Genomic DNA, 17456 nt, shown 5'->3' on the forward strand with positions numbered 1-17456 from the left:
TCGCCCTCAGATCAGCGCGGCGACCGGCCGCCTGCGTTCCCGTAGCGCATGGCACGTTGAGAATGCAGGCGGCGGTCGTTCGCCTCAGCTCTCCCCCGACAGCCGGGCAAAATCGTCAAACAGCGCGGCCACCAGCGCGCGATGGCGCGTGTCCTCTGCGGGCAGGCTCGCGGCATAAAGGTTGAGCAAATGGCGGGCCTTCACCGCGGCCTCCGACCAGGACGCGGCGGGCACCGTCATCATGCGGTGCTCAAGATCGGCCTCGCGCTCGCGCAGCTCTCTGGTGTTGGCCTCGACCTCGGCCAGCGCGCGGCGCAGGTCGGTGGCCTTCTGTGCGGCCATGCCGCGGTGCTTGTCGAGGTCCACGGGATGATCAGTCATTGGCAATGCTCGCGTCTGCAGCTTGCGCGTTCGCGAGATCGACCGAGCCGATCGGTAGCATCTCCATCACGCCGCCGGCGCCTTCGGCGGGCACGGTGATCATCGTGGCGATGCGGCGATAGGCGGCGAAGGTCAGGCCCTCGATCGTTTCCTCGTCGGTGACGACCTCATAGGCGCCGGCCGGCAACACGCGATCGATGCCGCGCATGCGGAACGGATGCCTGAACGTGACGGTTTCTCGCCGCGAGCGGATGGTCATGCACGCCTGCCTTTCGCAAGTGAAGCCCCAACCGGTGCCGGCGTCGCGAGCATGCGCTCTTGGCGCGGCAATTGCCAGCACTATCGTCACCGCGCCGTCGACGCCGGTGTCACGGCGCGACAAACGCACGCGAGGCATTTAAACGCTCGCTATCGCCTCAGTGCGGGCGTAAGGTCGCGGCCATCACCGCACGTCTCAACGGCTTCGACCGGTGACTGAGGGTCACGTGTGCTCCCGCCGAAGGCTTCGCAGGAGCATTCGATGTCGCCTGTTCGCATCTCGGAATGGGTCGTGCCGCCGGTGATCGTTCCCCTGTTCCTTCTGCTTCTCGTGTGCGGAGCTGCCATCCTCAATGGGTAGGGCGATACGCGTGCCGTATCTGGTCAGTGGGACCAACGAATACGGCAGTTCCAATCTGGGGCGCGGCACCGCGGCGGTCGCGTTGCGGCTCGCGCGAAAATTGCTGCGTGAAGGCTACATGGATGTCAGGGTCTGCACCCCGCGCGGACTTGTCCTGCAACCCGATGAATTCGACCAACTTGAACCGGCAAAGGAGAGCGAGATGGCGAAGGGCCAACAACGCGGCAATCGCGAAGCCAAGAAGCCGAAGAAGGAAAAGTCCAAGGTCATCGCCGCGGCCCCGAGCCGCAAGGAAGCCGCCTGGCAGCCGGATTTCGGACCCGCAAAGAAGAAGTAGGCGAGCTGCAGCGCGCGCCAGCGCGGATGGATTTGACGCCGCGACGGAGGCGCTCGACCCTATGTCGCAGCCGCATTCGAGATGAAGCCGGCTCGCGCCTTATGAAGATGTACCCTGGCTCGCCGCCAATCCCGTCCGGCGCCGAAGATCGGTGATCGCGCGCAAAAAGCTGTCGGCCGGCGTGGTCTCGGGATCGATCAGCCGGTGCAGGCGGAAGCCGTCCTCCAATGCGAGCACGACGGAGGCCATCCAGGGCGGGTCCAGATTGCCGTTCTTGCCGTTGCTCTTCAGCGTGGCCTCGACGATGTCGGCGACCAGCTTGCGGCGGGCGCGCAGGCGTTTGGCGAGTTCGGGCCGGCGCTTCTCGGCGCGCGCGACGAACAGGATCATCTCGATGTGCAGCAGCGGGGAGCGGCCGAGCGGATCCTGCCGCGTGCGGTCCATCGCCTTCAGCGCGGCGATGAAATCGTCGAGATTGTCGTGCTGGGCGAGGATGTCCATGTTGCGCCGGATCGACTGCTCGACATGGTCCTCGAGCATGGCGATGATCAGCTCGTCCTTGCTCTTGAAGTTCGAATAGAACGCGCCGCGGCTGAAGCCCGCCGCCGCCGCGATCGCCTCGATGCTGGCGCCGCCGATGCCGTCCTGTTCGAACACGCGCGCGGCCGCCTCGAACAATTTGTCGCGCGTATCGTCCCTGGTCGGCCTGGTTCTCACCCTTGACATCGGAGCAGGGTAGGGCAGAATGCAACTCGATACAACAATGTATCGAGTTGATAATTTCAAGGGATGGTTACGCCGCGCGAGCAGGCAAGCGTCGGCGTATTCGTGTCATGCGGCAACCGGTTTGAGGTCACCATGAACGAGCACGTGCAAGGCGCCGGCGGCGCGCCGCTGTTCAACCCGCTCTCGCCGGACTTCATCCGCGATCCCTATCCGCATTACGACCGGCTGCGCACGCTCGATCCGATCCATGTGACGCCGTTCGGCCAGTTCGTCGCCAGCCGCCACGCCGACGTCAGCCTGGTGATGCGCGACAAGCGCTTCGGCAAGGATTTCGTCGAGCGCTCGAAACGCCGCTACAGCGACAAGATCATGGACGAGCCGGTGTTCCGCAGCATGAGCCATTGGATGCTGCAGGCCGATCCGCCGGACCACACCCGCCTGCGCGGTCTCGTCGTCAAGGCCTTCACCGCACGCCGGGTCGAGGACATGCGGCCGCGCATCCAGGAGATCGTCGACCAGGCCATCGATGCCGTGATCGACCGCGGCCACATGGACCTGATCGAGGATTTCGCCTTCCGCCTGCCCATCACCATCATCTGCGACATGCTGGGCATCCCCGAGGAGCATCGCGAGGTGTTCTACAACAGCTCGCGCGATGGCGGGCGGCTGCTCGACCCCGTGCCCCTCACGCCGGAGGAGATCAAGAAGGGCAACGAGGGCAACCTCATGGCGCAGATGTATTTCCAGCAGCTGTTCGAGCTGCGCCGCAAAAGTCCCGCCGACGACCTCATCACCCAGCTGGTGCAGGCCGAGGAGGACGGCAACAAGCTCAGCAACGAGGAGCTGACCGCCAACATCATCCTGCTGTTCGGCGCCGGCCACGAGACCACGGTCAACCTGATCGGCAACGGCCTGCTCGCGCTCCATCGCAACCCGGACCAGCTCGCGCTGCTCAAGGCACGCCCGGAGCTGACGGAGGGCGCGATCGAGGAATTCCTGCGCTACGATTCCTCGGTGCAGATGACCGGACGCGTCGCGCTGGAGGAGATCGAGGATCTCGGCGGCAAGCGGATCCCCAAGGGCGAGACCGTGCTGTGCCTGCTCGGCTCGGCCAACCGCGATCCGGCGGTCTATCCTGACCGGCCCGACCGGCTCGACGTCACCCGCCAGAACGTGAAGCCGCTCTCGTTCGGCGGCGGCATCCATTTCTGCCTCGGGGCCCAATTGGCGCGCATCGAGGCCGAGATCGCCATTGCCACGCTGCTGCGGCGGCTGCCGGACTTGCGCATCGACGACGTCGAGAACCCGGAATGGCGGCCGACCTTCGTGCTGCGCGGCCTGAAGCGGCTGCCGGCGAGCTGGTGAGGTTTCGGGGCTGATTCTGCACGCGCTGCCCTCATCCTGAGGGCCCGCGAAGCGGGCGTCTCCAAGGATGGCCGCGGGCGAGAGCGGGGCCTGCATGGTTCGAGACGGCGCTTGGTGCGCCTCCTCACCATGAGGGTCGCCTTCCAGCGTTAACCTCCGCGCGCAACAGTCGCTGTGACTTCGCCACACTTCCCCCTATATAAGGGGCTGTTCCGGCACGCCTGAAGTCCGCTAAGGCCAGGGTTTGGTCCGGGTGCCGGTTTGGCCGAGGGGAGACCCGTGCAGACGACGCTGCTCGGATTGGCGATTGCCTTCATCATTGCGCTGCTGGCCGCGCTGATCGGGCCTTACTACGTCGACTGGAACCAGTTCAGGCCCCAGTTCGAGGCGGAGGCCGGCAAGATCATCGGCGTGCCGGTGCGGGTCGCGGGCGAGCTCGACGCGCGGCTCCTGCCGGCGCCGACGCTGCGGCTGCGCCAGGTCACCTTCGGCGGCAACAATGATCTCGGTCGCCTGCGCGCCGACAAGCTGGACGTGGAGTTCAGCCTGGGCTCGCTGATGCGCGGGGAATGGCGCGCCACCGAGCTTTCGGTAGGCGGCATGGCGGTCGATCTCGGCCTCGATGCGCGTGGGCGGGTCGATCTGCCCTCCACCGCGAGCGGCACCTTCAATCTGGCCTCGCTCGCCATCGAACGGCTCAATCTCACCGGCCGCATCGCCCTGCACGATGCCGCCAGCCGCTCCACGCTGGAGCTGAACGACATCACCTTTTCCGGTGACGTCCGCTCGCTCGCGGGCTCGGTGCGCGGCGATGGCGGCTTCACCGCCAACGGGGTGCGCTATCCGTTCCGCGTCTCGTCCGGCCCGAGCGCCGACGGCAACGCCACCCGTCTCCACCTCAACATCGATCCCGGCGAGCGCGCCATCCTTGCCGATCTCGAAGGCGTGCTCGCCTTCGACAACCGCCTGCCGAAATTCGACGGCGCGCTGACGCTGGCGGTGCCGGCGGTCAAGAAGGCCGGCGCAGCCGGGCCGGCCCCCTGGAAGCTGACGACCAAGCTTAGGGCGGATCCGGCCGGGGCGAAGTTCGAGCAGATCGACGCCAGCTTCGGCCCTGAGGACAGCGCGCTGAAGCTCGGCGGCGTCGGCGACCTTAAATTCGGTGCCTCGCCGCTGCTGCGCGCGGTGCTGTCGGCGCGCCAGGTCGATGCCGACAGGCTTGCCGCCAAGAATACGGACAAGGACGATGCCGAGCCGCTCCGCATCCTGCCGGCGCTGCGCGCGGGGCTTGCTGCCATTCCGCAGGCGCCGATCCCGGCCCAGATCGAGTTCAACTCCGACCAGATCATGCTCGGCGGCCGTCCGCTGCAGAACATCACGACCGAGCTCCAGACCGACGGACGGTCCTGGACCTTCCAGCGCCTCGAGCTGCGCGCGCCCGGCATGACGCAGCTCTCGCTCAACGGCGCGACGCCGGGCGCCGACAGTTTCAGCGGCCGTCTCAGCGTCGAATCCTCCGATCCCGACACGCTGGTGGCCTGGCTCCAGGGCCGCAGCGAGGTCAACCGCCGCAGCACGCGGCCGCTGCGCCTCGCCGGCGAGGTCACGATCGCCGCCAACCATCTCGCCATCGACCGGCTGAAGGCCGACATCGAAGGCGGCACCGTGGAAGGCCGCATCGCCTTCGTGCAGACGGGCGCGAGCAAGGGCTCGCGGATCGACGCCGACCTCAAGGCCGATCGGCTCGATCTCGACTCCGCCGCAAGCTTCGTGCGCGCGCTCGCGGGACCGCAGGGCGAGTGGCCGGAGGAAGCCAAGCTCTCGCTCGATATCGGCCGCGCGATCTCCGCCGGGCAGGAGCTGCGTCCGTTCACTGCCAAGCTCGCTTACGGCCCCGCCTCGCTGTCGCTGGAGCAGCTGCGATTCGGCCAGGCCGGCGGCGTGACCACCGTGGCGAGCGGCAGCTTCGACCGCGCCAGGATCACCGGCAAGCTCGCGCTGCAATCCTCGGCCAATTCGCTGCGCGAGCTTACCGCGCTGATCGAGCCGTTTGCGCCCGCGCTGCGCGCGCGCATGGATGCCATCCCGGCTGCATCAGGCGCGACCCGCCTCAAGCTCGATCTCAGCCTCGACAAGAACGCCGAGCATGCCGATCGCAGCAACGCCCGCGCCGTGCTCGAGCTCGACGCCCCGCAGCTCAAGGCGACGGCGGCGCTGGCGGCGCAGACGCCGGCTGCCGCGATCGGCGGCATCGACCTCGAGCGTCTGCGCAGCAGCGACTTCACGCTGGACTCGAAAGTGTCGACGCCGCAGGCGGGCGCTCTGCTGGCGCTGCTCGGGCTCGATCGCATGGTGGCCGCAGGCGAGGGCGCTTCGCAGCTGGAGGGCAAGCTGACCGGCGCCTGGCGGCGGCCGCTGCAACTGAGCGCGAAGCTGAGCGGCGGCGGGCTGGATGCCGACGCGCAGGGCAGTGTCGAATTGTCGGAACCGAAGGGCAGCGTGAACTTGCGCGTGCGCAACGTCAATCTGGCGCCGCTGCTCGGGACCAGCCGGACCGACAAATCGGTGCAGAACGTCAGCCTGTCCTCCCGCCTCACGCTGACGGGCAATCGGCTGACCTTCGACGATCTCGACGGCAATGCGGCCGGGGCGCATCTGCGCGGCCGTCTGGCGGTGATGCTGGATGCCGACAGAAGCGTCGACGGCGAAGTCGGCCTCGATACGCTCGATCTTGCGCCGGCGCTCGCGCTGGCGGTCGGCGCGGCCGGGCGCGATGCGAGCGAGCCGCTCAGCGCTGGGCTCGTCACCGGCTGGCGCGGCCGGATCGCCTTCCAGGCGTTGCGCGGGACCTTGCCCGGTGGCATCGAGCTGCGTCCGTTCGGCGGCACGCTCCGCGGTGACGGCCAGTCGTTCGCGCTCGATGGGCTCAAGGGCACGCTCGGCGGCGGCGAGATGTCGGCGAGCTTCGACGCGCGCAACAGCGCCAATGGCCTCGCTGTGAATGCGCGCATCGAGCTCGCCAATGTCGATGCGGCGGCGCTGCGCTACCGCGAGCTTGCGCTGCCGAAGGGACGCGCCTCGGTGCAGATGGCGCTGACCAGCCAGGGCCGCAGCGTCGCGGCGCTGACCGGCGCGCTCGCCGGCAACGGCACGGTGACGCTGGAGGCTGCGGAAATCGGCGGCCTCAATCCGCGCGCCTTCGAGATCGCGATCCGCGCCAGCGACGGCGGTCAGGTCGCCGACGACAACCGCTTGCGGCAGCTGGTCGAGCCCGCGCTTGCCGCCGCACCGATCGCGGTGGCGTCGGCCCAGATTCCCTTCACGATCCGCGACGGACGTTTGCGCGTCGGCGCGACGCCGCTGGAAGCGAAGAACGCCCGCGCCATCGTGTCCGGCGGCTACGACATTCCCGCCGACCAGGCCGACATCCGCGCCAGCCTGACGCCGATCATGACCGGCCTCTCCGGCGCCCCGCCGGAGATTCAGCTGTTCGCCGCGGGGCCGCCCGACAAGCTCAACCGCACCATCGATCTGGCGCCCCTGTCGTCCTGGCTTGCGGTGCGCACGATCGACCGCGAGACGCGCCGGCTGGACGCCATCGAACGCGGCGAGCCGCCGCCGGCGACCGCGGCGCTTCCGACGCTGGTGTCGCCGGATCCGACGCCCGAGCAGGCGCCCGCGCATGTGCCGCTGCCCGGCCAGGATCCGCGCCGCCCGCCCGCAAAGCCGAAGGCTGCGCCGACGCCGAGACCGCCGCAAGCGGCTCCCGCTGCCCCGAGTCCTTCACTCACAAGCCCGCCACTCGCGAGCCAGCAGCTCGCGCCGCTGCCGCCGGCCATCGACGTCAAGCCTGCCCCGGGCCCGCCGCCGGCCAAGCCGAGGCCAAAGCCGCCGCTGGTGCTGACGCCGCAAAACCCATGAAATTCCCTCGTCATGCCCGGGCTTGTCCCGGGCATCCACGTTCTTCGCGTCGTGCGGCAAGGCGTGGATGGCCGGGACAAGCCCGGCCATGACGCTGGAAAGGCTTTGGTGCCTTTAGCTTCCCGGCACTTGCAAGACTGTCCATCGGTTAACCCATTCCCTCGCATTTGAATGAATTTTGCCCGGCAAAACTGATTTGCCGATTTTACCGAATTCTCGCGTTTCCTCTCTAGCGTCGGTTCCAGAGGAATTCGGCGTCGCGTCGATTGCGGCGCAACGGTCCGCAAGAGAACGACCAAGAACTGGGGTGATCGAGATGAACGGGGCGAAATCGCTTCTGCAGGATCTGGACGACGCGATCGCGCGCGGCACCGACGAAAGCCGGGCGAAAGCGTTGTGGCATGCGACCGACATTCTGATCACCGGCCGCTACAGCGACGACGAGATCAGCACGTTCGGCGAGGTGATCGGCCGGCTCGCCGAAGAGATCGAGGTCGCGGCGCGAACGCAGCTGTCGGAGGTGATGTCGGCGTGCGACCACGCGCCCCTGAACGTGATCGAGAAGCTCGCCCTCGACGACGAGATCGCGGTCGCCGGTCCCGTGCTGCGCGATTCCAATCGCATCGACGACAGGATGCTGGTCGAGAGCGCCATGACCAAGGGCCAGTCGCATCTTCTCGCGATCGCCCAGCGCAAGTCGATCGGCGAAGCCGTGACCGACGTGCTGGTCAAGCGCGGCAACCAGGAAGTCGTGACGTCGGTCGCGAAGAACGAGGGCGCGCGCTTCTCCGGCTCGGGCCTGTTGCACATGGTCCGCCGCGCCGAGGGCGATTCGATCCTCGCCGAGCAGCTCGGCCTGCGCAAGGACGTGCCGCGCCATATCTTCCAGCAACTGATCTCGAAGGCCTCGGAAGACGTCCGCCGCCGCCTCGAGACCGAGCGGCCCGAGATGATGGCGCAGATCCAGAGCTCGGTGACCGAGGTCACCGGCGACCTTCAGTCCAAGTTCGGTCCGTCCTCGCGCAGCTATTTCGTCGCCAAGCGCGTGGTCACGACGCAATACCGTCAGGGCAATCTCAACCAGGATTCGATTTCGAACTATGCCCGCCAGCACCGCTTCGACGAGGTGCAGATCGGCCTGTCGCTGCTCTCGTCGCTACCGGTCGACGTGATCGAGCGCGCGCTGATGGACCGCAATCGCGAGATGATCCTGGTCTTGTGCAAGGCGCTCGACTTCTCCTGGGATACGACGATGTCACTGCTCTTCCTCGGCGCCAAGGATCATCTGATCACGGCGCGCGAGCTCCAGGACAACGAGCGCGAGTACGGCCGGCTCAAGATCGAGACCTCGCGCAGCATCTTGAAGTTCTACCAGTCGCGCAAGACCGGCGCGGGTGCCGATGCGGGCCGCCAGCCCGAGCTCCAGCTCCAAGTTCACTGACAGGTACATGAAGGACAGGGGAGTATCTGCAATGTTGCCTCAATTCGGCACTGCCGTTCGCAAGAAGAACCTCAACAGCGCCGCCCCCGGCGATCTCGGCGGCGGAGCTCCGGACAAGGCCTCGGTCGACGCGGCCTGGCTCGTGCTCGAAGCTGCCAATGACCTCGGCGACCACGCCGCGATCGAAGCCTGTCGCCGCGTCATCGACGCCGAGCTCACCGGCACGGTGGCCCGCAGCGCCGACGTCGATCTCGTGCTCGGATATTTCCGGTAGAGCTCCGCAGCCCGAGGGGACACGGCCCGATCAGGGCTGACGTCAACAGGACCCGGAGCGCTGGGATTCTGGGTTGAGCCCAAGGTTCGACTTTGCCGTGCTCAGCGCCGCGGCCAGCTCGTCGATGTGGTAAGGTTTCGCCAGGATCTGGATACCCGCCCTCTGCGCTTCATGGACCGAGGCTTCGGCGTATCCGCTGGTCAGCAGCACCGGGATGTCGCTTCGTCGCTTCTTGATTTCCCGCGCGAGCTCGACCCCGTTCATGCCGCCCGGCATCATGATGTCCGAAAAGATCAGGTCGACGGAGCGACCATCGGCCAAAGCGCCGAGCGCCGCCGCGGCGCTCGCCGCGCGCGTGACCTCGTAACCGAGCTGGCCGAGCATCTCGCCGACCAGAGCGGCAACCTCGTCGTCGTCTTCGACCAGGAGGATTCGGCCATGATTGTTCTTCTTCGGCCGTATGCGGGTGAGGTCGATGAGATGCCGCTCCTTCGAAGGAACGTCGAACGATCGCGGCAGGTACAGCTCGATGCTGGTGCCGCGGCCGACCTCCGATCGGATGCGGACCGTGCCCTGTGACTGGGTGGCGAATCCATGGACCTGCGCTAGCCCGAGCCCCGAACCTTTACCGACGTCCTTGGTGGTGAAGAACGGCTCGAATACGCGGGTCAGGATCTCTGGCGCCATGCCGACACCGGTGTCGACGACGGACAGACGGACATAGTCGCCCGAGATCTGATCGTCGTTCAGGCCTGGCAGATTTTCTCCGCGCACGACGATGGTCCCGCCGTTGGGCATGGCGTCGCGGGCGTTGACGGCGAGGTTCAGGATGACCAGCTCGAGCTCCCCGGGATCGACCTCGACCGGCCACAGCGAGTCCGGGAAATCGAATTCGACGTGGACGTCGCCTCGCAGGCTGCGATCGAGCAGCTCCCGCATGCCGCCGATCTGTGCAGCGACATCGACGGGCTCCGGCCGCAGCTTCTGCCGGCGCGAGAATGCGAGGAGCTGCCTCGTCAGGCTGGCGCCGCGCTGCGCGGCCTGGATCATGCCGTCCATCAGCCGCCGGCGCCGGTTCGGGTCTGCCTGGCGATCGAGCATGTCGAGGCCGCCGGAAATCACCATCAGCAGATTGTTGAAGTCGTGCGCGACGCCGCCGGTGAGCTGGCCGATCGCCTCGATCTTCTGAGCCTGGCGAAGCGTCTCCTCGACGCGCGCGCGTTCGTTCATTTCGAGGCGAAGCTGCTCGTTGGCTTCTTTCAGTTCTCGCGTCCGCTCAACGACCAGTTTCTCGAGCTCCTGCGCCGTCTGCTCGCGCGCTTCGAGCAGGGCCCGAATTTCATATTGACGGCGCCGGGCGCGGATCGCCGATTGAATCGCACTGGTCAGCGTGATCGGCTGGACCGGTCGCTCGAGCAGCGAAACGTTACGCAGCAGCTCGACGATGCTGCGCCTCCATGCGACGACGGCCGGCTGCTCCCGATGGCTGGTGAGTACGACGAAGGGGAGGTCGGACCATGGCGGCTGGCTCGCGATCCATTGCGCGAGCGGCGCCGTGTCTTTGCCGAACAATCCCTCCTCGGCCAGAAAGACCGCTCCGACGCCGGCCGTCATCTCGGTGACGAGTTCGGGCAGACCTCGGCAATTGACCGCCTCCAGGTTCGCGCCGCGAAAAAGCTCCGCCGATGCCGGTCCGTCGCGGCCGATCGGGGCGAATATCAGCACACGGTTACCCCGTTCCGCGCTCATTCGGCCGGTCCTTCGGGCAGCACCGTGCCGGTGTAATGGGGATTGCCGGAAAAAATGCCGCTGAACTCCTGGAGAGGCGGACCGAGCCTGATCCCTGTGCTGCCGAGCCGGAACTCGCGGATGCTGTGCTCGTGATTGCCGCTGCGCTTCTTGACGACGGAGAGTGCGCGCCGCACCGTGCCGCCGAACTCGAAATAGCGCAGCATCACCACCGCATCGCTCAAATAGCTGATGTCGAGCGGCGTCTCCATCGGGCCGACGAGTCCGTGCTGAGCGAGGATCAGGATCGTAAGCACGCCCTGCTGTGCCAGATAGCTGAGGAGCTCGTGCATCTGCAGGATGAGAAAGCGCTCGTCCGGCATCGCGTTCAGGTAACCGTTCAGACTGTCGATGACGACAAGGCGGGCATTGTCGACCTCGACGCTCCGGCGGAGCGTCGCCGCAAACTCACCGGGCGACAATTCGGCCGGATCGACCTGTTGAAACCGGATGACCCCGGTATTGAGATGTTTCTCCAGGGGCAGACCGAGCGTCCGGGCCCGTGCTTCCACCGTGCCGCGGCCTTCGTCGAAGGCGAAAAAGACTGCATGCTCGCCGCGCTCGGCCGCCGCGATGGCATAGGTCAGCGCGACCGACGACTTGCCGACACCGGCGGATCCGAGGAGAAGCGCGTTGGTGCCGCGCTCGAGCCCGCCCCCCAGCAGCTGATCGAGCTGCGCATTGCCGCTGGAGACGAAATCGCCGGGAAACGTCTTGTGATGTTCGGCCGCGACGAGCCGCGGGAAGATCCGCAAGCCGCCTTGAGAGATCGTAAAATCGTGGTATCCGCCGCGGAATCGAATGCCGCGCATCTTGATCACGCGAAGCCGGCGCCGCTCCGCGCCGTAGTCGATCGCGAGTTGCTCGAGCATGACGACGCCGTGTGCGATCGAATGCAGCTGCAGATCGTCCTGGGAGGAGGACAGATCGTCGAGCAGCACGACAGTGCAATTGCGGTTGGTGAAGAAGTGCTTCAAGGCCAGCACCTGGCGCCGGTAGCGAAGCGGGTTCTGGGCCAGCAGGCGCAGCTCGGACAGGCTGTCGAGCACGACGCGGGTGGGGTTGAGCCGCTCGACCTCCTTGAAGATGAGGCCGGTCGTTTCGCTGAGCTCCATCTCGGCAGGATGGAAGACCGTGAGCTCCCGATCGGGGTCGAGTGTCGTCTCCGGCGGGACCAGCTCGAAGATGTCGACTCCTTGCAGAGACCAGCCGTGCCGATGCGCGACAAGCTCGAGCTCCCGCCTCGTCTCGGAGAGGGAGATATAGAGCACGCGTTCGCCGTCGCGCGCGCCCCGGAGAAGGAATTGCAGCGCGATCGTGGTCTTGCCGGTGCCCGGACGTCCCTCATAGAGATACATCCGGTTGGGGTCCAAGCCGCCGCCCAGGATGTCGTCCAGACCTTCGCTACCCGTCGAAATTCTCGGCAAATCCTTGAGGGCACTGGCCGAAGCAGCCCCTGATGGATCACTCATTGAACCCCCTCAGCACATGTCGGAAGAGCGCTAGCCCCCAGGCATCGACAGGCTGGGGCCGGGACCACAGTAGGTCCGTACAAGGAACTCTTGAGCAGCGAGCCGGTTCCGGGGCCGGGGGCGTGTCTGGCTGTGGGCAGTGGCGGCAGCGGCAGCAATGTCGGTTCAAAATTGAACACAGTCCCGCCGGTCAACGTGCGTCGATCTGGTCATTGCAACGGTCTGCGGCGGATGCGGTAGATCACCACGTCCTTGCCATGACGGTTCGTGCTCCGCTCGAGCAGGTAATTGGCAGCACGCGGCGCGACGCGCCGTTTGCGACGCTCACGATGCCGATGAGGGATGGCAGGGCGAGTTCGGACTGGCCGATGCGCGTCATCGCGGTCGCGGTCGCCGCTTCCGTGGCGTGTCGCCGTTCATGCCGCTGTCGCTGCGGTCGATGATGACATCATGCCGTTGTTTTGGCCGACGGAGCAACCGGTGCGGGGTCTCGGGTCAGATGATTTTCGCGCCCGACTCAAGCCATTGATTTCACTGACCCCGTCTACTGTGCATGGGGTTGTTTTCTCAGTTTTGGCTTCAGGGGTCTATCCCGCCCCCAGCGCGACGGCGACGTTGTACGTCAACAGGCTCGCCGCATAGGCCAGCACCAGCATGTAGGTGAAGGTCACACCCATCCAGGCCCAGCTGCCGGTCTCGCGCCGGATCACGGCCAGGGTGGATGCGCATTGCGGGGCGAAGATGTACCAGGCCAGCATCGACAGTGCGGTCGCCAGCGACCATTTCGTCGCCAGCACCTGGCCGATCTGCTCGGCCGCTTCCTGGCCGCCTTCGATCGCGTAGACGGTGCCCAGCGCTGCGACCGCGACCTCGCGTGCCGCCATGCCCGGGATCAGCGCGACCGCGATCTGCCAGTTGAAGCCGACGGGCGCCAGCAGCGGCTCGAGCGCCTTGCCGATCATCGCCGCCAGGCTGAAGTCGATCGCGGGCCCGGTGGCGCCCGCCGGCGGCCGCGGGAACGAGGCTAGGAACCAGATCAGCACCATCATCGAGAAGATGGTGGTGCCGGCGCGCACCAGGAACATCTTGGCGCGGGTGTAGATACCGATCGCGATCGATTTCAGCCGCGGCATCTTGTAGTCCGGCAGCTCCAGCATGAACGGCGCCGGCGCAAAGTCGCGCAGCATGAAGAACTTGATCAGGAACGAGACGATCAGCGCGCTGGCGATGCCGGCAGCGTAGAGGCCGAACATCACGAGGCCCTGCAGATTGATGAAGCCCCAGACCTCCTTCGCCGGAATGAAGGCGGAGATGATCAGTGTGTAGACCGGAATGCGCGCCGAGCAGGTCATCAGCGGCGCGATCAGAATCGTGGTCAGCCGGTCGCGCTTGTTGTCGATGACGCGGGTCGCCATGATGCCGGGGATGGCGCAGGCAAAGCTCGACAGCAGCGGAATGAAGGCGCGGCCGTGCAGGCCGGCGCCGCCCATGATGCGGTCCATCAGGAACGCGGCGCGCGCCATGTAGCCGAAATCTTCCAGCAGCAGGATGAACAGGAAGATCAGGATGATCTGCGGCAGGAACACAATGACGCTGCCGACGCCCGAGATCACGCCGTTCTCCAGGAAGCTCTGCAAGAGGCCCTCGGGCAGGGTCGCGTGCACGAGCTCGCCGAGCGCGTCGAAGCCGGACTTGAGCAGGTCCATTGCCGGTTGCGCCCAGGCGAACACCGCCTGGAACATCACGAACAGGATCAGCGTCAGCACGACGAGACCGCCGACGGGATGCAGCACGACCGCGTCGATCCGCGCGGTCCAGGTGTCGGGTCTCGCAGGCAGGCTGACGCAGTCGGCGATGATGCGGTCGGCCTCGCGCTGGGTCGCGCGCAATTCGGCGACGCTGAGCGCGCGCCAGCTGTTCGCCTCGGCCTCGGCGGCGAGCTTCGCCGAGATCTCGTCGGTCAGCTTCAAGAGCTCCGCCGTGCCGCCCTTGCGCACCGCGATCGAGGTGACCACGGGCAGGCCGAGCTCCTTGGCGAGCCGCTCGACGTCGACATTGATGCCGCGGCGGGCCGCGATGTCGAACATGTTGAGCACGAGGACCATCGGCCGGCCGGTGCGCTTGAGCTCGAGCAGCAGGCGGATGGTCAGCCGCAGATTGGTCGAATCGGCCACGCACAGGACGAGATCGGGCACGGCCTCGCCGGAGGCCTTGCCGAGCACGAAGTCGCGGGTGATCTCCTCGTCCGGGCTGCGGCCGCGCAGCGAGTAGGTGCCGGGCAGGTCGACCACCGAGACCTGGCGCCCCAGGGGGGTGACGAAGAAGCCTTCCTTGCGCTCGACGGTGACGCCGGGATAGTTCGCGACCTTCTGCCGGCTGCCGGTCAGGGCGTTGAACAGCGATGTCTTGCCGCTGTTTGGCGTGCCGACCAGGGCGAGATGCAGCAGGGGTAATTCCATGGGATCAAGGCCTGGCAAACGGCTTGTGATGAGGCGTCCGGCCGCAGGCTAAGCGACGATGACCGCCATGGCTTCGCGACGGCGGACCGCGATCGTGATGCTGTCGACCCGCACCGCAATCGGATCGCGCCCGACCAGCCCCTCGTGCAGGACCTCGACCCGGGCGCCCTCGACGAAGCCGAGTTCGATCAGGCGGCTCTCGAGCTCGATGTCCGAAAGCGCCGAGCCCGCCTGGCTAGCTGACAGGTGCTGGATGACGCCGGAATAGCCGCGCTGGGCCAGGCCGAGCGGCATGTGCGGGCGCGTGTCGTTGGTGTCGGTCATGCCCTGTATTTTCAACGCAAGGCATTGAGGTCAAGCTCGGGCGCTCGCCGAAACCGCACCTTAGAGTGATTTTAAAGAGCGCGGATGGCGGGGCGCCTCACAGGCGCCCCCGAGGGCTGGCTATTGGGCCGGGACCTTGTCCGGCTGCGCGGCCATCGCCCGGCTCTTGAAGTAGTCCAGGACGAACAGGCGGATCGCCGACGACAGATTGCCCTGCTGGCGGTTGTTGTCGATCTCGCCGACCAGCTCCGACAACGTCATGTTGCGCAGGCCGGAGATCTCCTTCATGCCGTTCCAGAACGCCTCTTCCAGGCTGACGCTGGTCTTGTGCCCGGCGACGACGATCGACCGCTTCACGACGGGCGACTTCATGGCTGCTCCTCGCGGTCGATCTGATGCCGGTCCAGGTGCGCCTTCGCCTTGTCCGCGCGCGTCTCCTCCGCCGACCGTTCCGCCTTCGTGCGGCCGAACTTCGACCGGTTGGCGTCCGCCTGCTTCGCCGAGGCTTCCCGCTCGGCGCGCTTCCTGAAACGATTCAGGTTGATGACGTTCCCCATGCCGCGTCTCCATCATCCGATCCTCGTCAGGCGGGATGAAACATTCAGAAACAGAGCGCCGCGTTGCGCCCTACAAGACTTGATCGCCATTCGCTCGTCCTCGTCAATCAGCCCCTTGGGCCATCAAAGGATGAATTCGGCCCCGTCGGGGGGCGGAAGGGTTGCGTAGCACGCCGTCCCGCCGGAACATTGACGGTAATCAAATCCCACCCCCAAAGCCGCACATTTCTGGGCGCAGGGGGTCCGTATCATTACGGATGGCTATCGGAATTCGGAATTTATCCCGGGCTGGTCATCTTCTCGGGGCGCACCAGGCGATCGAACTCGTCGGCCGAGACGAAGCCGAGCCGCAGCGCCTCCTCCTTCAACGTGGTTCCGTTGGCATGGGCCGTCTTGGCCACCTTGGCGGCGTTGTCGTAGCCGATCTTCGGGGCCAGCGCCGTCACCAGCATCAGCGAGCGCTGCATCAGCTCGTCGATGCGCTTCTCGTCGGCGCGGATGCCGCTGACGCAATGCTCGGTGAAGGATCGCGCCGCATCCGCCAGCAGGCGGATCGAGTGCAGCATATTGTAGGCCAGCACGGGTTTGTAGACGTTGAGCTCGAAATGGCCCTGGCTGCCGGCCATCGTGATCGCGGTGTGATTGCCGAACACCTGGCAGCACACCATGGTCATCGCCTCGCACTGGGTCGGATTGACCTTGCCCGGCATGATCGACGAGCCCGGCTCGTTCTCCGGCAGGATCAGCTCGCCCAGCCCCGAGCGCGGGCCGGATCCGAGCAGGCGGATGTCGTTGGCGATCTTGAACAGGCCCGTCGCCACCGAATTGATGGCGCCATGCGCCAGCACGTAGGCATCGTTCGAGGCCAGCGCCTCGAATTTGTTGGCGGCGCTGGTGAACGGGAGTTTCGTGATCGCGGCGACGTGCCTCGCGAACAGCTTTGCAAAGCGCGGCTTCGAATTGAGGCCGGTGCCGACGGCGGTGCCGCCCTGCGCCAACGGATAAAGCTCCTTCACCGCGGACTTGAGCCGGGCGATGCCGCTTTCGACCTGCGCGGCGTAGCCGGAAAACTCCTGGCCGAGCGTCAGGGGCGTCGCATCCTGGGTGTGGGTGCGGCCGATCTTGACGATTTTTGCGAACGCCTTTTCCTTCTTGCGCAGCGCGCGCAGCAGTTCGGTGAGCGCGGGGATGAGATCGGCATTGATCCGGCTTGCGGCCGCGATGTGCATCGCGGTCGGGAACGAATCGTTCGACGACTGGCTCATGTTGACGTGGTCGTTGGGATGCACCGGCTTTTTGGCGCCGAGCTCGCCGCCGAGCAGTTCGTTGGCGCGGTTGGCGATCACCTCGTTGAGGTTCATGTTGGTCTGCGTGCCGGAGCCGGTCTGCCACACGACCAGCGGAAAATGGTCATCCAGCTTGCCCTCGATCACCTCGCGCGCTGCGCGGATGACGGCGCCGGCGCGGCGCTTGTCGAGCAGGCCGAGCTCCAGATTGGACTGTGCGGCGCCGAGCTTGACGATGCCGAGCGCGTGGACGAGCGCGATCGGCATGCGATCCGTTCCGATGCGGAAATTCTGGCGCGAGCGTTCGGTCTGCGCGCCCCAATAGCGATCGGCAGGGACCTCGATGGGACCGAAACTGTCGGTCTCGGTGCGGGTCGCCGGAGGAGCGGTCTTCGGGCGGGAAGCTTTGGCCATGAGCACATCCATTCCGCCGCGCGAAACGCCGCGCGGCCTCTTCATGTGCTCTTCTATATAGGCAGTTTGGCCGGCCGCGACGGCTGCAAGGC

15 protein-coding genes are annotated in these 17456 nt (G+C 66.4%); 5 read left to right on the forward strand and 10 right to left on the reverse strand.

What is annotated here, in order from left to right; all coding sequences use genetic code 11:
- Positions 1-84: 84 nt before the first annotated feature.
- Positions 85-381, reverse strand: a complete 297-nt coding sequence (locus tag WI560_RS06960) for a hypothetical protein (protein WP_028138018.1) — start codon at positions 379-381, stop codon at positions 85-87.
- A complete protein-coding gene (locus WI560_RS06965) occupies positions 374-640 on the reverse strand; it encodes a hypothetical protein (RefSeq protein ID WP_028138017.1) in 267 nt (88 codons plus the stop codon). Before WI560_RS06965 ends, WI560_RS06960 begins: the two co-directional genes overlap by 8 nt.
- A gap of 352 nt (positions 641-992) precedes the next feature.
- Between WI560_RS06965 and WI560_RS06970 the strand changes: the two genes are divergently transcribed.
- Positions 993-1337, forward strand: coding sequence for a hypothetical protein (locus tag WI560_RS06970; RefSeq protein WP_375307407.1), 345 nt, complete (start codon positions 993-995; stop codon positions 1335-1337).
- A gap of 99 nt (positions 1338-1436) precedes the next feature.
- Here WI560_RS06970 and WI560_RS06975 read toward each other — a convergent pair whose 3' ends face one another.
- Positions 1437-2063, reverse strand: a complete 627-nt coding sequence (locus WI560_RS06975) for a TetR/AcrR family transcriptional regulator (RefSeq protein ID WP_375307408.1) — start codon at positions 2061-2063, stop codon at positions 1437-1439.
- A gap of 132 nt (positions 2064-2195) precedes the next feature.
- On the opposite strand from WI560_RS06975, the gene WI560_RS06980 reads away from it, so the two are divergent.
- From WI560_RS06980 to WI560_RS06995, 4 genes are all read left to right on the forward strand, one after another.
- The gene (locus WI560_RS06980; protein ID WP_375307409.1) at positions 2196-3428 is read left to right on the forward strand and encodes a cytochrome P450; all 1233 of its coding nucleotides are present in this window, start codon (positions 2196-2198) and stop codon (positions 3426-3428) included.
- A gap of 279 nt (positions 3429-3707) precedes the next feature.
- Positions 3708-7349: an AsmA-like C-terminal region-containing protein gene (locus WI560_RS06985; RefSeq protein WP_375307410.1), complete on the forward strand. Its 3642-nt coding sequence runs from the start codon at positions 3708-3710 to the stop codon at positions 7347-7349.
- A 316-nt stretch (positions 7350-7665) separates the two neighbouring features.
- A complete protein-coding gene (locus tag WI560_RS06990; protein WP_375307411.1) occupies positions 7666-8790 on the forward strand; it encodes a DUF2336 domain-containing protein in 1125 nt (374 codons plus the stop codon).
- 31 nt (positions 8791-8821) lie between these two features.
- Positions 8822-9064 (forward strand): hypothetical protein, encoded by a 243-nt coding sequence (locus WI560_RS06995; protein ID WP_028138011.1) that lies wholly within the window; start codon positions 8822-8824, stop codon positions 9062-9064.
- A gap of 42 nt (positions 9065-9106) precedes the next feature.
- On the opposite strand, the gene WI560_RS07000 is transcribed toward WI560_RS06995, so the two are convergent.
- From WI560_RS07000 to fumC, 7 genes are all read right to left on the reverse strand, one after another.
- Positions 9107-10813 (reverse strand): ATP-binding protein, encoded by a 1707-nt coding sequence (locus WI560_RS07000; protein ID WP_375307412.1) that lies wholly within the window; start codon positions 10811-10813, stop codon positions 9107-9109.
- On the reverse strand, positions 10810-12324 hold the full coding sequence (locus tag WI560_RS07005; RefSeq protein ID WP_375307413.1) for an ATPase domain-containing protein: 1515 nt from the start codon (positions 12322-12324) through the stop codon (positions 10810-10812). Before WI560_RS07005 ends, WI560_RS07000 begins: the two co-directional genes overlap by 4 nt.
- A gap of 587 nt (positions 12325-12911) precedes the next feature.
- Positions 12912-14783 (reverse strand): ferrous iron transporter B, encoded by a 1872-nt coding sequence (locus WI560_RS07010; RefSeq protein ID WP_375307414.1) that lies wholly within the window; start codon positions 14781-14783, stop codon positions 12912-12914.
- A 48-nt stretch (positions 14784-14831) separates the two neighbouring features.
- Positions 14832-15107 carry a FeoA family protein gene (locus WI560_RS07015; protein ID WP_028138007.1) on the reverse strand — a complete coding sequence of 92 codons (276 nt, stop codon included), beginning with the start codon at positions 15105-15107 and terminating at the stop codon, positions 14832-14834.
- 120 nt (positions 15108-15227) lie between these two features.
- The gene (locus WI560_RS07020; RefSeq protein WP_025038043.1) at positions 15228-15479 is read right to left on the reverse strand and encodes a ribbon-helix-helix domain-containing protein; all 252 of its coding nucleotides are present in this window, start codon (positions 15477-15479) and stop codon (positions 15228-15230) included.
- Positions 15476-15664, reverse strand: coding sequence for a DUF4169 family protein (locus WI560_RS07025; protein ID WP_135162941.1), 189 nt, complete (start codon positions 15662-15664; stop codon positions 15476-15478). The genes WI560_RS07020 and WI560_RS07025 overlap by 4 nt, the downstream gene beginning before the upstream one ends.
- A 278-nt stretch (positions 15665-15942) precedes the next feature.
- Positions 15943-17376, reverse strand: a complete 1434-nt coding sequence (gene fumC, locus WI560_RS07030; RefSeq protein WP_375308788.1) for a class II fumarate hydratase — start codon at positions 17374-17376, stop codon at positions 15943-15945.
- Positions 17377-17456 lie beyond the last annotated feature (80 nt).

Source organism: Bradyrhizobium sp. A11 (genome assembly GCF_042077125.1).
Classification (GTDB): Bacteria; Pseudomonadota; Alphaproteobacteria; order Rhizobiales; family Xanthobacteraceae; genus Bradyrhizobium; species Bradyrhizobium japonicum_B.